Annotated in this window: 15 protein-coding genes and 4 pseudogenes; 13 read left to right on the top strand and 6 right to left on the bottom strand. The window is 55.4% G+C overall.

Annotated elements, in window-relative coordinates; translation table 11 throughout:
• Positions 1 to 138: 138 nt before the first annotated feature.
• The 7 genes and pseudogenes from IFT66_RS08420 to IFT66_RS08450 form a co-directional block, all read left to right on the top strand.
• Positions 139 to 446 (top strand): annotated as a pseudogene (locus IFT66_RS08420) (aminotransferase class I/II-fold pyridoxal phosphate-dependent enzyme); the annotation flags it as partial.
• 1 nt (position 447) lies between these two features.
• Positions 448 to 892, top strand: a pseudogene (locus IFT66_RS08425) (Ku protein); the annotation flags it as partial.
• Position 893: 1 nt separating this feature from the next.
• Positions 894 to 1,220: a hypothetical protein gene (locus tag IFT66_RS08430; RefSeq protein WP_192077326.1), complete on the top strand. Its 327-nt coding sequence runs from the start codon at positions 894 to 896 to the stop codon at positions 1,218 to 1,220.
• A gap of 253 nt (positions 1,221 to 1,473) precedes the next feature.
• Positions 1,474 to 1,785, top strand: coding sequence for a hypothetical protein (locus IFT66_RS08435; RefSeq protein WP_192077327.1), 312 nt, complete (start codon positions 1,474 to 1,476; stop codon positions 1,783 to 1,785).
• 94 nt (positions 1,786 to 1,879) lie between these two features.
• Positions 1,880 to 2,329, top strand: a complete 450-nt coding sequence (locus tag IFT66_RS08440) for a hypothetical protein (RefSeq protein ID WP_192077328.1) — start codon at positions 1,880 to 1,882, stop codon at positions 2,327 to 2,329.
• A gap of 123 nt (positions 2,330 to 2,452) precedes the next feature.
• Positions 2,453 to 2,833, top strand: coding sequence for a hypothetical protein (locus tag IFT66_RS08445; protein ID WP_192077329.1), 381 nt, complete (start codon positions 2,453 to 2,455; stop codon positions 2,831 to 2,833).
• Positions 2,834 to 3,283: 450 nt separating this feature from the next.
• Positions 3,284 to 3,640, top strand: coding sequence for a hypothetical protein (locus tag IFT66_RS08450; RefSeq protein WP_192077330.1), 357 nt, complete (start codon positions 3,284 to 3,286; stop codon positions 3,638 to 3,640).
• A 43-nt stretch (positions 3,641 to 3,683) separates the two neighbouring features.
• On the opposite strand, the pseudogene IFT66_RS23500 reads toward IFT66_RS08450, so the two are convergent.
• Positions 3,684 to 3,851, bottom strand: a pseudogene (locus IFT66_RS23500) (transposase domain-containing protein); the annotation flags it as partial.
• An 87-nt stretch (positions 3,852 to 3,938) separates the two neighbouring features.
• Positions 3,939 to 4,163 (bottom strand): annotated as a pseudogene (locus IFT66_RS23505) (transposase); the annotation flags it as partial.
• A 205-nt stretch (positions 4,164 to 4,368) separates the two neighbouring features.
• On the opposite strand from IFT66_RS23505, the gene IFT66_RS08465 reads away from it, so the two are divergent.
• Together IFT66_RS08465 and IFT66_RS08470 are read left to right on the top strand one after the other, a co-directional pair.
• Positions 4,369 to 4,608, top strand: a complete 240-nt coding sequence (locus IFT66_RS08465; protein WP_192077331.1) for a hypothetical protein — start codon at positions 4,369 to 4,371, stop codon at positions 4,606 to 4,608.
• A gap of 87 nt (positions 4,609 to 4,695) precedes the next feature.
• Positions 4,696 to 4,986 (top strand): hypothetical protein, encoded by a 291-nt coding sequence (locus tag IFT66_RS08470; protein WP_192077332.1) that lies wholly within the window; start codon positions 4,696 to 4,698, stop codon positions 4,984 to 4,986.
• Positions 4,987 to 5,327: 341 nt separating this feature from the next.
• Here IFT66_RS08470 and IFT66_RS08475 read toward each other — a convergent pair whose 3' ends face one another.
• A complete protein-coding gene (locus IFT66_RS08475; RefSeq protein ID WP_192077333.1) occupies positions 5,328 to 5,735 on the bottom strand; it encodes a hypothetical protein in 408 nt (135 codons plus the stop codon).
• Between the two features lie 245 nt (positions 5,736 to 5,980).
• Between IFT66_RS08475 and IFT66_RS08480 the strand changes: the two genes are divergently transcribed.
• A complete protein-coding gene (locus IFT66_RS08480) occupies positions 5,981 to 6,409 on the top strand; it encodes a hypothetical protein (RefSeq protein ID WP_192077334.1) in 429 nt (142 codons plus the stop codon).
• A gap of 200 nt (positions 6,410 to 6,609) precedes the next feature.
• Here the strand turns inward: IFT66_RS08480 and IFT66_RS08485 are convergent, their stop codons facing one another.
• The 3 genes from IFT66_RS08485 to IFT66_RS08495 all read right to left on the bottom strand — a co-directional run bounded on the left by IFT66_RS08485 (position 6,610) and on the right by IFT66_RS08495 (position 9,508).
• Entirely contained in the window at positions 6,610 to 7,080 is a 471-nt protein-coding gene (locus IFT66_RS08485) for a hypothetical protein (RefSeq protein WP_192077335.1), read from the bottom strand.
• A gap of 334 nt (positions 7,081 to 7,414) precedes the next feature.
• On the bottom strand, positions 7,415 to 8,032 hold the full coding sequence (locus IFT66_RS08490) for a hypothetical protein (RefSeq protein ID WP_192077336.1): 618 nt from the start codon (positions 8,030 to 8,032) through the stop codon (positions 7,415 to 7,417).
• A 417-nt stretch (positions 8,033 to 8,449) separates the two neighbouring features.
• A complete protein-coding gene (locus tag IFT66_RS08495) occupies positions 8,450 to 9,508 on the bottom strand; it encodes a hypothetical protein (protein WP_192077337.1) in 1,059 nt (352 codons plus the stop codon).
• 434 nt (positions 9,509 to 9,942) lie between these two features.
• Between IFT66_RS08495 and IFT66_RS08500 the strand changes: the two genes are divergently transcribed.
• The 3 genes from IFT66_RS08500 to IFT66_RS08510 all read left to right on the top strand — a co-directional run bounded on the left by IFT66_RS08500 (position 9,943) and on the right by IFT66_RS08510 (position 12,659).
• Positions 9,943 to 10,827 carry a LysR family transcriptional regulator gene (locus IFT66_RS08500; protein ID WP_192077338.1) on the top strand — a complete coding sequence of 295 codons (885 nt, stop codon included), beginning with the start codon at positions 9,943 to 9,945 and terminating at the stop codon, positions 10,825 to 10,827.
• A complete protein-coding gene (locus IFT66_RS08505; protein WP_062455364.1) occupies positions 10,827 to 11,453 on the top strand; it encodes a uracil-DNA glycosylase in 627 nt (208 codons plus the stop codon). The genes IFT66_RS08500 and IFT66_RS08505 overlap by 1 nt, the downstream gene beginning before the upstream one ends.
• A 63-nt stretch (positions 11,454 to 11,516) precedes the next feature.
• Positions 11,517 to 12,659, top strand: a complete 1,143-nt coding sequence (locus IFT66_RS08510) for a TDT family transporter (RefSeq protein ID WP_062455362.1) — start codon at positions 11,517 to 11,519, stop codon at positions 12,657 to 12,659.
• Positions 12,660 to 12,699 lie beyond the last annotated feature (40 nt).

Below are 12,699 nucleotides of genomic sequence, written 5' to 3' on the forward strand. Positions count from 1 at the left end.
GTCCGGGCAACCGGACCGAACCAGGCGCAAGGTCGAGGTCAGGATAAGGCAGGAGCGCTGAATGCGCTCCTGTTGGTCCCGCTGTATTTCCCAAGCCGCGACGCGGATGCGTCGGAGGCAAACAAGGTTGCATTCAGAATGAGCAACGCATTCCTCGCACATCTCTCCACCGAACTTGCGGGTCTGAGGTCTTCGGGTCTCTACAAGACCGAGCGGGTGATCGTTTCCAAACAGGGCGGCGAGATCGAAGTCGCATCTGGTCGCAAGGTTTTGAATTTTTGCGCCAACAATTATCTGGGCCTTGCCGATAACGCCGAACTGGTGGAGGCCGGCAAGAACGCGCTGGATCGTTACGGCTACGGCATGGCATCGGTGCGTTTCATCTGCGGGACGCAGGAAGAGCACAAGCAACTCGAAGACCGGATTTCGAAGTTTCTGGGATTGGANCGAGGCTTTCGCCGTCATACGTGATGCGATGAAGGCCGACAATGTCGTCGGGGTATCCAAGCTGGTTATCGGCCGTCGCGAACGGGCGGTCGTGCTGGAACCGCGCGACAATGGCATCGTCCTCTGGTCGCTACGGTTCGGGGACGAGGTACGGCCGGAAGAGGCGTATTTCGAAGACATAGACGACGAAGCAGAACCCGGTCTGATCCCCCTCGTCCAAAAACTGATCAGACAGAAGTCTGCGAGATGGTCGCCTGAGATGGTGAGCGATCCTATCCAGGAGAGCTTGTTGAAGCTCATCGAGGAAAAGAAGAGAGCCCTGAAGCCCACACGGAAGGCCTCGAAGACAAAGGAAGCGCCTGCTCCCGCGTCGAACGTTGTCAACATCATGGATGCGTTGCGCAAATCTGTCGCGGACGACCTCAAGAGCAGGAAGGCAATCTGATATGGTCGACCGACCCGAAATCACCCTGTGCGAACCAGCACCGTTTCTCTACCACGAAAACGGACAGATCACGGTGACGGACGGCTCGCAAGTGTGGCTGGTGATCGTGACGTGCGAAGCAATCAGATCGATTGCCAACCCGCCGGAGATGTCGTTGCGACGTCTGACGCTTTACGCCAACTTCTTCACCGGTCTGGCTGCTGCCGCGATATCTCGCGGGGAGAACATCGGGGGCAAGGTGTTCATCAGCGAGAGCGACGTTCTCTCTACGAAGTTGAGCCACAGGCATGTTCTGCACACGACTGCGCGAAGTTCAAAACAACGCTGACATCTAGCTCACGCGGGATGGCTGCCCCTGGGTCGGGTGGTCCGCTTGGCCCGGCCTTCTCCTATGCGCTTGGTTGTGCCGAACGATATTGTAGGGCTTCTCCGGCATCATGAGCGCCGATGTCTATGCCGGATACAGGACCCTGCTCACCCAGAGCGTATCGACCCAAACGTCAAAATTGCGTACTGCTGGGGGCGGTCATTGTTACCTATCCCGGCTTTCGCTAGGGTCGACCGGACACGGGAGCCTACTGATGGATTTGATCGCTGACAGGCTTATGGGGAAAGAGCTGAGGGAAATTCAGCACAAGGCAAGATATAACACGATCATCACTTTTGAAGACGGTGCGATAACGGCTTGGACCGAGGTAAGGATTGACATCGGTTTCGGCGATGATCCTGTTAGAGTTAAAGAATTGGTTTGGTCTGACGAGTGGTGTGAGATTCTTCTCGACGCAGGTACAATACGGATTAGCCGCATCCCGCACTCGCCCAACCCGGAGTGCTTTATCTATGGCTCAACAATCAACCCTGATCTGATGATTGTTGATAGAGGAGAAGAATAGGTCTGCGTCCGGTTGCTGCCTGGCGCTTCGCCGTAGTTGCAGAACTTGCCAAGGGCGTTAGGCAAATTGTAATCTTCAAACGTCGAGCGCCATCATGAGCATTACCGATAAAGAGCAGGCATTTCTCGACAAGTGCGACTGCAAGTTTCCCTACCGCGATGCAGCGAAAGCTGAGGCGCTGATATTCGAAGCTTGCTCGATTTCTTCAAATGCGGCATTTTGTTTGCTGTACGAACTCGTTTGCCCACCAGCGTCTGCACAACTTTCGGGGCCGAAACAAAGGGACTTGCTGGCTTCCTGGACTAGACGAACATCATTTCCCTTGGCCGCTCCGATAGGCGATTTCGCCAAGCGAGTGCTCAATGGCGAAGCGGTATCGCTGGAAATGGGACTGGTCCTAATGCGTGAGGTCGCGGCAGCCGAAGGGCAGTATGGGGCGTTGGCGGTAATTTCTCATCTCGCTTACCGAGTGGCTGAAGAAGCCGAATATGGATTAATTGATACACTTGAGGAAGAAACGAGAGCCCGCTGGATTGAAGCCTGACGGCAGTTTTCGTCGATTGCTGTCTTTAGCTTTGCGCCAGGGGCGGCCGTTGCATCGCATTTTGGTACGATTGATAACGCATCACACTTTCGCAAACGCAGGATGGTTCAGGGGGATGATAACGTGGTCAACGTCTACCGTTTCAAGGCTGGCGATATCAATCACTGCGCGGCTCCGAGTGACGCTGTCATAGCAACTTTCGGTAATATCGCGAATTTCAAGACAATCTTTGGCGGCGGCGTCATTTTCGGGCCGTCTTCAAGTCCCGAATTCTTGGGCGTGTGGGGAAGCCGCAATGCGTCGCGGCTTCATCGTCTACTTAAGGAGGCGCTCGGGCCAGTCGAAATCATGAACTCAGAGCCTCCTGCCCGAAAGACGTTCGCCAGCATAAATGGCTCCAGGCTCACCCGAGCAGAGCGCGATGCTATGATGAAGAGGATTCGAACTCAGTCGGCATTCACTGAAGCCAAACGCCTGTCCAGCGGATACGTGGACGAACATTAGGTCCTAAGGCAACAAACGTTCGTTAGTTACGTGGCTACCCTACCTCGGAGGTAGCTTTGCTGGATACTAATCCATTCCTCCGGAAACGGTTCGTGGTCTTGCTCAAACGACGTCGTGTACTTGCCCCAGCCTTGTAGCTTCCAATATTTTGTCATCACGTCGAAGGTGCTGGAGCCGCGAATTTCACCGACCTTGCAAGCCCCCTTGTTTAGGACAGACCTGAAGCCTTCCCCATAGGGCCAGCCAAGCACAAGCCCGGAAGCATCTGCCCCCCTGCTTCGGCATCGAGCCAGACTTCATGAACCAGCTCTAACTGCATGGTAAGCGCTTTCTCGCTGGCACCTTGACCACGATACTTTCCCCAATCGCGCCTTTGTGGTCATTGCAAATGCATCTTTGACGATCTATCGAAATCGCTGGATAGCATCATCGTCCGCCATGGAGGCTGCCGTGTCATTTCCAGAAGAGAAGCTTTGGGACCAAATCAATGACGGCTGGAGCCGCATGTCCTTCAAGCAGCGTAAGCTTTGGGACGCCATCAAGCGAACGCCAGATGAGTGGACACTCACGGGGTACGGACCTTGCTGGGTCGTAGCGTTAATTGGCGAAACGGTGATTTATTACAATCACTTTGAGTACGGGTTCAACCGGTCGCCGTGGTCTCAATTTGGTGTTGTCGATCTCTATCAGTCCCTGCAGTCAGGACTGGACGAGGCGGTACAAATGCAGCTCGATATCGTTGATACGGGCTACGACGTTGTCCCATGGACGAGCGGTCCAATTGCTGGCGAGTATCTAGGCAGTTAGCTCGCGGATAATGTTTGCTCCAGCAAGCAGACGCGTCCACATATCACCCTGTCCGATAATGCCATGGCAGCAGCTCTTCAATCTGGCTCTGCCTGTGACCGTTGACGATGGCGTTGAGCGTGGCACTCAGGTATGCCAGCGGATCGACGGAATTAAGCTTGCACGTCTCGATGAGCGAAGCGATGGTTGCCCAGTTCTCTGCTCCGGTGTCAATCTCGGCGCGGGAGACTGCTTTGGCAGTCGGCGGCTCCGGTGCGTGCATCTCGACAACGATGGCCGCGAATTCGACTACATCTTGCGGTTCAGGTAAGACCAGCTTGCCTTGCCACGCCAGTGTTCGCCACGACGACAGGTGGTTTGGCTTCAGACCATAGCGTTCCGCGACTTTGTTCACCGTCACACCCGGACGCAAGCTCTCCGAAACAATCCTGGCCTTGCTGTCGTCAGGCCATCGGCGATGAGCCTCATGTCGGTTCCGCCGGGTCGTGAGAACCTCCAATGTAGTGTCCATGGAGAAACCCATTGTCGCTCGTCCATGGAAACTCGATCACAGATCAAGCGACAGCGGGCAATGTGGGGGTAGAACACTGATTACACTGCATGGCAGTTCCTGCGACACAATGTACGCCGTGAGTCATTTATGGAAACAGAGAACGCCTAAGCAACGAGTCGTTGGGCCGAGAACTGCCAAACAATGGATGAAGAGTGAACCGATGCCAGCAAGAATCATGGATTACAGAATTGTTCTAACGGCTTTACGTTACGCCCTGATCGAGATCAGGGCGGCTGAAAACCTGCGAAAAGCACAATCTCTTGCGGACGTATTCCACAACGTCCCAAACGGAATTGCATCGGGCCGCTCGCCTGAGGACATTCGAGCCCACTTAAATCAAACAGCGGCTCGATTAGGTTGCGAAGACTATATCAACGGCCTCTTCGACAGTGCAGTGAAAAATATGGAGAGATAGGGCCTTTCATTCGCACAACGGCAGGAAGGCGACCTTAACCGCTACGCGCAAATTGCGTTCCTCATTCTGAAAGTCTACCTCCAATCCATGCCTTTCGCCTCAAAACTCATTCTCCACTCGCCGGTATCGAATGCATCTCTGCTGGAGGGTTTTGTTGAGCAGTGTCTCGTTGACCGAGTTTCTTTACTGGCCATCTTCGGCCCCGCGTCAGCCGTTCTGGAAGAACAAATAGACCGCCTGGTGATAGGCGACGGATCGCAGCCAGACCGCTTCCTTTGCACTTCATCTCATCCAAACGAGCCGCTCAATGAAGTTCTTGCGATGGTGGACGCTTGGGACGACGGCGAAGGCGGCGCTGTAGAGCAGGTTCATCTTTGACCGGTTTAGTTCTGCAGCTGACCACTACCCTGGTCTCCGTGGCGTAGCCTACGGCGCTACTCCTGTCATAGTTCTGATCATACGTTGTTGACTGCGCTTCTCTAGTCCCGGGAGGGTAAGGTCCCAAGCATACTATCAATCCTACTTTGGCAAGACGCACATCGGACCCCTTCTACCGCCGCCTAGCACTGCTTAACTCGCGCAGTTTCGCAGCTAACATGCCTAAGCAGAGATGCGCCTGCCTGCAACGCTCAAAAATATCAGGCACGAAAATCCCACTACCGCCCTATCGACAAGCGCATGGCAACTTGGTGGCGATGGAACAAACATGTTGCGATGACTCAACCGGCATTGGGATCGACCCAGCTGAACCGTGGCTCGTCTCTCGTGATGACGTCCAGGCAGTCGCCTCCGGTGACGAACAGATAGTGGATTGATCCTGGTAGCACTGCATCAAAGACTTCGCGTTGCGCTGCCCAGAACGGGCTTCCCTGGACCTTGTAAGCGAAGTGGTTGGAGACGTACCCCATCGTTTCCATCCCCTGTTGCTCCAGCGGCAGATGCATTTCATCAATGACCCGGAAGAGTTCGACGTCGGGGAAGAACACCCTCAGGAGCTTACTTTTCCTCGCAACGGAGAAATAAGCCCTCAGTTCCTTCGATCCTGAACAGGTCATTTCCAGACGATCAAGGTCTGCGGCCGTCGCTCCTGCCCCGAGATCAAAATTCATGAGTTCGTATTTGATCATCAAGTGTTGAACTCCCTAACTCATCGAGATTGGGTCATCGTGGTCATGCCGTCGATCCTCTGACTTAGCTGACCAACACGATGGCCGCTATCGTCAACGGGCACAAGCGGAACCAGATTAATGAGTTGCTTCCATGGGGCTACAGGGATCAGTAATGTCGTTATGAGACTTCAGTGGTACTTAGCCGTTGTCGGGTCACAATGTGCGGCTCCTGTGGTGCGATGATAGCGGGCGGAGCCGGGGCAATGGCCACATACCTTAACGCGTACATATTCGTTTTTTCGGCAATGGCTTGCGTTGCCCAATCAACGCCTACAGCTTTCGCTCAAATCGCTGCATCCAATGAGCGGCGTGTCCAAGCCGCTGTCATGCTGGATGGGTTGCAAGAGCCTATCGTCGGTGCAGCCCATTGCAGGATCGATAAAAGATGCGAAATCATTTCTAGATCAGGCGTGAAGGTGGTTGTTACATGGCGTCGCCGGGGGACAGTCGAGTCTGCAGATTTGACTATTGAGTGTCCAAAGGTCTGCTCATTCACATCAGGTCGGTCTAAGGTCACTTTCCAGGGGCAAAGAAAATTCGATCTTTTTCGCGGCGCAGAAAATCCGGTTGAGATCAAGCCGGTATTGAGGCCCAGGATCAAAATTGGGGAAATTTTTCTGATCGTTGGATAAGCGTACTGACGGCTGCAATTCGCGCATTGTTGCCTTTTGCTTGGCAGCGGAGGTCGTTCGCTACGGCAAAAGGTGTGGTAATCCCCAGCCTCAGCGCTTTTCTCAAAGCTTCATCGAAAAACGAACGCTACTCGACGTGTATCTGACACGCTGGGCAGCGTTCCCGAGGCATAGGAACTCAAGAACTTCGTCAAAGGGGCCTATGGGCAGTCAGCTTGCAAGAGAGTGAAATCAACACGGCCGCTGGGTTTAAAGTCGTAAACGTACTGAGCCGACGTGTAACTCCCTCGTTTGAACTGGTCTCTCCAGTGGCTGCAAGCGGGAATTCCAATCGCCGTTTTCAACTCAGAGGAGGTTAAGACAGAAACGCTTTCATCTAGATCAAAGAAGTATCGCACCGCTTTGCCGTCGATCTCAACGCGTTTCATCGTCGTGTAGGTGTCCACTTTCATGGGAAGGCCAGCATTCGCGATGTCGTTTTCGATCACAGGCAGGACGAAGTTGTCAGACACAGGCTTAGATGCGGCAACGGCTACGACAATTAAAAATACTGAAACCTTTCCATTCCTTCTGCCTAGCACAGAGCCTATCGCGCCAGCCATAGCTCCCATCACGCCCGCTACGATTGCGGGAATAAGCCAAGTCGGCCAAGCGGCCATAAACGCAAACATGCCTACCTCATAACTAGTTATCGCGATTAGAACGCATTACGGTTGTAGACGATCAGCGTTACAACAGAAGCCAGTTTTCTGGTCAAGTTGCACTCGCGAGCCGGTTGCTGTTGCTTCTCCTCGGTCGACTGTATCGCAAGAATACTGCCTGTTCCCCAACTTGAATGCCTTGGCGCGACATACGTAAGCGCTACGGCAAGTGAGAGTCAGCTTACTTGCGCTTTTGAGCTGGCCGAGAATGCTTAAATTGATTCGCATATCACCAATATCCGCGTACCGCAGCGAATAGATCGATAAGGCGACAAGCCACTATGGAAGTGGATGTCTCTGCAGATTAGTGGATCGGGCGTCCGTGCAGGATCGTCGGCACGTCGTACCCGAACTGTGCAGCAGCCACCTCGACTATCAGTGTCGCGTCATCATCCCAGTCGGCGAAGACTAGGCCGAAGGGGTCGTTGAGCCGATCTCTCACGTTCAAAATGTCTGTCAAAGAGCTACGTGCCGCGTGCCGACAATTATCTTCAAGGTCGCAAAGAACGTCGATGAGGTACCTGCCTAGAGCGTTATCTACGTAACCTCGGAAGTATTCCTTCGCCAGATGGATCGCGGCGATCCTCCGGAACGCGTCATCCCGGTTCGTGATCCACTGCCGCAACAACGGACGATATTGGTCGGTCATGCCAAGGTAGCGGCACAGCGCCTTGATCGCGTACTCAGCGTAAAGGTTGTTCCCCTCGCCATGCAGATACATCTCCAGCAGCGGAGCGTCTTCAGCAGTGCCGCAGAGGCCTACGACGGAGATGGCCTCTATAGCGCCCGCGCCCTTCTTCCGCAGAATGTTCCTGGCAAGCTCAACTTCTGCTTCTGAGACAGGTCCCTGTTCAAGACCCTTTGCACGGAGGACGACTTTCTCAATGCCAACAGTGTTGTTGAAAGCTTTGGTCGAAGACATCGTACCATGTACGACCGACTCACTCCGAAGTGCAGCAACCTGATGAGGCGATTGGCTGTGATACATCCGCCTTAGTGGCTCTTCGGTTTTGCCACGCAAAGACAATAGCATTTATGTTGGCGCTAGCGGCCAACGGAAGCAACTTCGCTTCGCTAGACGTATAGACCTCACTTACCTCTTTCCCATCGTGGCATTGGCTAAGCCGCTCCAATTGACGCAGGACATACGAATGCAAAAACTGGAGTTAGTTTGAAGCAATGACGAGCGGATGTCTTCGACTACATCAAGCGCTTCTACGATCAGAAACGCCGCGACCCGACACTTTTTAGTTCCAACGACTGCAAGACCAGGGTGAGCTTAGCTCAACCTCGGCTCTTTGAAAGCGGCAGAAGGCCATTGGCCACTTCTTGCACGTACTCACCTCTTGCTGAGAATAAACGCCGCGAGGTCCCGCACGGATTTATCGTGGTCGTTAGCTAGGTGTCTTGCGCATGTGCGTGAAAGTTCTGCGGGAATTGTATGGCGGTCAGCGCATTGCAGGACTGTGCGGCGCACGAAAGCGGAGCGATCTGTGATCGCCATTTTGGCGATCAGTTCCGGCCGCGCGGCAATATCAAGGGGGCGGCTGGTGTATACTGGAACGAGCTTGGTAATGTTGTAGCGCTTGTCGATCCACTTGTGCTCATAACCGGAGCGCCATCGAGCCGTGTTTTGCAGCAGGGTTTCCACGGCAATGGCGCGAACAATGGGGTTTCTGGCGTGAGTGGCGATGTCACTTAGATACGTATCCAGCCACGGGGTCTCCAGCGCAAGCCGGAAGGAGGTTGGCACTGGCCCAGCGGTATTAAACATGAGCAGCGTTGCAAACTCCGCGCCGATATCCGGTCTCGTCATAAGGCTTCTGGCGAGCTTTTGCCCGGCGTCATTCCAACGGCCCCACTCGCTTTGCCGAGGAAACAGCCTAAGCGCGACCTCTGCGAGCACGTGTGGTGGCGTGACGGGCAGCACGCGCTCCACGCAACGGTTGGCGCTTTCGCGCACCTGTACCGCCCAGTCATTCATTCGAAACAGCACGGCTGCCACCCAGAAGGGCGAGACAAGCCCTTGCGTGATCTTCTCCAGCGCCTGTTCACGCAACTGGCCATTGCCATGAAACAGGAACAGAAGCGCCAAACGCGGTGTGTTGTGCAGCTGGTCGCGGTGGGTGAGCGGTGTTACGAGGCTTCTCCAGATTGGCTGGGTTTCGACCGCACCGAACAAGTTTGCCTCGTTGCGAATTGCCCCTGACACAAGAGTGACGCTAAGCGGTGACAGGTCATTTAACAGGCGAACGACCGCCTCCACCTCACCCTGCAGCGCCTTGCCAGTATATAGCTTTTCGCCGACAGCGCTGAGGGCTGCTCTCAGCTCAACACTTAAGATGGAAGGTTTGGTTTTCACGCTGCTGGCTCCCGTAAAGCTGGAGATATTAGCCATGTCCGCCACTTATAACAGTGCGATGGGTTCGTCAGGGTGCAGAGTAATTCTGTAGGCGTAATTACAAAAGCGCCAATAGCCACTATGCGGCTCGAAGATACCTCTTTGCATTCGGTCAACAATGACCGGTTTGGGCCAAAAGCTGCACCGGCGGAGATTAATAACCATCGATTAGCTTTAATGATCAGCGGTCACCTGCCAGCCGCTCGGCAGCTTTGCGCCAATAGCGGTCATCTCGGGTCCGACTTATGTGTAATCCGTTAGGTGTTTTTTAGGACGGGCATCTGGCTTGGGAATTGGCAAAATTACAGGAACCGATGCCCCCTCGATTGCCATTCAGCAGCACTGTGCAACATCACTTGCATCGCTTAAATTCATAACGAACATTCGGAAAATTCGATTGTTGGACTGGACGAATTCAAGACTGCGATCCCATGACCCTAGACCAGTTGCGCATTTTCGCCGAAGTGGCCCGCCATCAGCACATCACCAAAGCCGCCAAGGCGATGCACATGACGCAGTCGGCCGTCAGTGCGGCAATTATCGCGCTGGAGGAACGTCATGGAGTAGCGCTGTTCGACAGGATCGGACGCTCGATCGTTCTCAACCAGGCGGGAACGATCTTTCTCGAACACGCGCTTCAGGTGCTCGCGGAGGCGAAGGCGGCCGAAACCGCGCTAAAGGATTTGACGGGTTTGTTACGCGGTGATCTGTCGGTCATGGCCAGCCAGACCGTCGGTGCCTATTGGCTGCCGTCACGGCTTGCGAGGTTTCATGCGTTTTATCCGGGTCTCGGTATTGATGTCTCAATCGGCAATACGGAGGCGGTGGCGGATGCTGTCGAGACCGGGCGGGTCGAGCTCGGTTTGGCCGAGGGCGTGATCGATCGCTCGACCTTGTCTTCACGCGTGATCGCCACGGACGAGATGATCATCGTCGTTTCACCAACCCATCCCTGGGCCAAAGGCAAAAAGCTGGGCAAGGCGGATTTTGCAGATGCGACATGGGTGCTGCGCGAACCCGGGTCGGGCACGCGTCTCGCCTTCGAGGCGATGATGGCCAAAGAGAAGCTGAAGCTCCAGGCCTTAGATGTTGCGATTGTTCTGCCGGGGAATGAGGCTGTGCTCGTCGCAGTCGAAGCGGGCATGGGGGTAACGCTGACCTCGCGAAGTGCCGCCCAGACAGAACTCAACAGCAACATGCTGGTCGAGGCCAACCATCCTCCGCTTCCACGTCCGTTCTTCCTGATCCGGCACAAGGAACGATATCGCTCGAAGGCAGCCGATGCGTTTGAGACGCTGCTATCAGAGCAGGTCTGATGACCTATCGCGGGCCTGAGACACTCTGGCACGAGCACCGTCGCGACGAGCGGTTGGCCGCACTCGACAGACCGCATACGCGAGCACTGAATGACTACCGAGACCGCCTTCAGCTTGCATCCGGCAGGGATGTGCCGAACTTCGATCCATTCGATGGCGGCGTCCATGCGAGACTGCTGATCCTCCTCGAGACACCCGGGCCAAGTGAGGTCGAATGCCACCGCCGCTTCGTCTCAATCGATAACCCGACCGGCACGGCGAAGAACCTGCGACAGGCGCTGGCTGAGACCGGGATATCGAGAGATAACATCGTTCTGTGGAATGCGGTCCCGTGGGTCCGTGCGACGAGAAAGTCGATCACGGCCAGCGAGCGGCGCGACGGCAAGGAGAAATTTTCTGGCCTCTTACCGCTGCTGCCGGACGTCGAGGTTGCCATTCTCGCGGGATCGGTGGCGAGTGCAGCGATGGAACTGCTCGAGAGTTTCGGTATCAAGGCGATCCTGTCGCCTCATCCGAGCCCGACGCTGATCAATACCTCGATAACGCAGCGTCACCGTCTGCATGAGGCCTTCGAAACGTCGTCCACAATCCTCAATCAATCGAAAATGTCGATTGAAACATCCTGAACTATGCGTTGGAACTGATTGACGTGGTCGCGTATTTTCTCCTCAATAATCAGGAGAGAAGCCATGCAACAGGTTGTTGCCACCACTAAGCCCATCACACACGTCGCAGATGTGCCTATGCAGGGCAATATCATCCGCAACTTTACCCCGAACTGGTTCGCCACCACGATGGGCACCGGTATCCTGTCTGTTGCTCTCGCCCAGTTCCCGGGGCATTTGTGGCTGTTCGCCATGGGCGAGGCGCTCTGGCTGTTCAACATCGTGCTGTTCGCCACCTGCACGGCGCTCTACGCTGCAAGGTGGACGCTCTATTTCCATGAGGCAAGCCGGGTCTTTTCCCATTCGGTCGTATCGATGTTCTTCGGCTGCATCCCTATGGGCCTCGCCACGATCATCAATGGCTTTCTGATTTACGGCATCCCGCATATCGGCGACACGGCGGTAGCAATCGCAACGACGCTGTGGTGGATTGACGTCTCGATGTCGCTTGCCTGCGGCCTCGCCATCCCGTTTATGATGTTCACCCGCCAGTCGCATTCGATCGACCAGATGACCGCAGTCTGGCTGCTGCCGATCGTGGCCAGCGAGGTGGCGGCCGTCAGCGGTGGTCTGCTTCTGCCCCATATCGCCGACGCCCAGACACAGTTGACGGTGCTGATGACCAGCCTGGTTCTGTGGGCCTGTTCGGTCCCGCTTGCCATGAGCGTCCTGGTCATCCTGTTCCTGCGCATGGCCGTCCACAAGCTTCCGCATGTCAACATGGCCGCCTCGAGCTGGCTGGCGCTTGGCCCGATCGGAACCGGAGCCCTCGGCCTTCTCGTGATGAGCCAGACCGGCCCCGCTGTGCTCGCGGCCAATGGATTGGCCAGCGTTGCTCCGGCCTTCGGCGGAGCCAGTTTCCTGGGCGCGATACTTCTGTGGGGCTACGGCATCTGGTGGCTGGCCACTGCCGTCTTGATCACCCTGCGCTACCTTCGCGAGGGCCTGCCCTTCAACATCGGCTGGTGGGGCTACACCTTCCCGCTCGGCGTGTTTTCCGTGGCCACGCTTCGTCTGTCGACGATGGTGCCAATGTCGGCCATCGCAGTCTTCGGAGCGGTTCTGGTCACTGCCCTTGCCTGCATGTGGCTGCTGGTTGCGGCCAAGACGATCAAGGGTGCACTCGACCGCTCCCTCTTTATCGCGCCCTGCCTCAAGGCAGACTGATGATCGAAACACTTCGGCGTCTGCCCATGTCGGAGTGTTT

Origin of the sequence: Rhizobium sp. CFBP 13726, assembly GCF_014841925.1 — a bacterium.
Classification (GTDB): Bacteria; Pseudomonadota; Alphaproteobacteria; order Rhizobiales; family Rhizobiaceae; genus Neorhizobium; species Neorhizobium soli.

Excerpts from the sequence above, each read along its gene's own strand:
- IFT66_RS08505 (WP_062455364.1), top strand. The coding sequence starts at position 10,827 with ATGACCTATCGCGGGCCTGAGACACTCTGGCACGAGCACCGTCGCGAC.
- IFT66_RS08480 (WP_192077334.1), top strand. The coding sequence starts at position 5,981 with ATGGCCACATACCTTAACGCGTACATATTCGTTTTTTCGGCAATGGCT.
- IFT66_RS08485 (WP_192077335.1), bottom strand. The coding sequence starts at position 7,080 with ATGTTTGCGTTTATGGCCGCTTGGCCGACTTGGCTTATTCCCGCAATC.
- IFT66_RS08430 (WP_192077326.1), top strand. The coding sequence starts at position 894 with ATGGTCGACCGACCCGAAATCACCCTGTGCGAACCAGCACCGTTTCTC.
- IFT66_RS08510 (WP_062455362.1), top strand. The coding sequence starts at position 11,517 with ATGCAACAGGTTGTTGCCACCACTAAGCCCATCACACACGTCGCAGAT.
- IFT66_RS08435 (WP_192077327.1), top strand. The coding sequence starts at position 1,474 with ATGGATTTGATCGCTGACAGGCTTATGGGGAAAGAGCTGAGGGAAATT.
- IFT66_RS08500 (WP_192077338.1), top strand. The coding sequence starts at position 9,943 with ATGACCCTAGACCAGTTGCGCATTTTCGCCGAAGTGGCCCGCCATCAG.
- IFT66_RS08465 (WP_192077331.1), top strand. The coding sequence starts at position 4,369 with ATGGATTACAGAATTGTTCTAACGGCTTTACGTTACGCCCTGATCGAG.
- IFT66_RS08490 (WP_192077336.1), bottom strand. The coding sequence starts at position 8,032 with ATGTCTTCGACCAAAGCTTTCAACAACACTGTTGGCATTGAGAAAGTC.
- IFT66_RS08495 (WP_192077337.1), bottom strand. The coding sequence starts at position 9,508 with ATGGCTAATATCTCCAGCTTTACGGGAGCCAGCAGCGTGAAAACCAAA.
- IFT66_RS08440 (WP_192077328.1), top strand. The coding sequence starts at position 1,880 with ATGAGCATTACCGATAAAGAGCAGGCATTTCTCGACAAGTGCGACTGC.
- IFT66_RS08470 (WP_192077332.1), top strand. The coding sequence starts at position 4,696 with ATGCCTTTCGCCTCAAAACTCATTCTCCACTCGCCGGTATCGAATGCA.
- IFT66_RS08475 (WP_192077333.1), bottom strand. The coding sequence starts at position 5,735 with ATGATCAAATACGAACTCATGAATTTTGATCTCGGGGCAGGAGCGACG.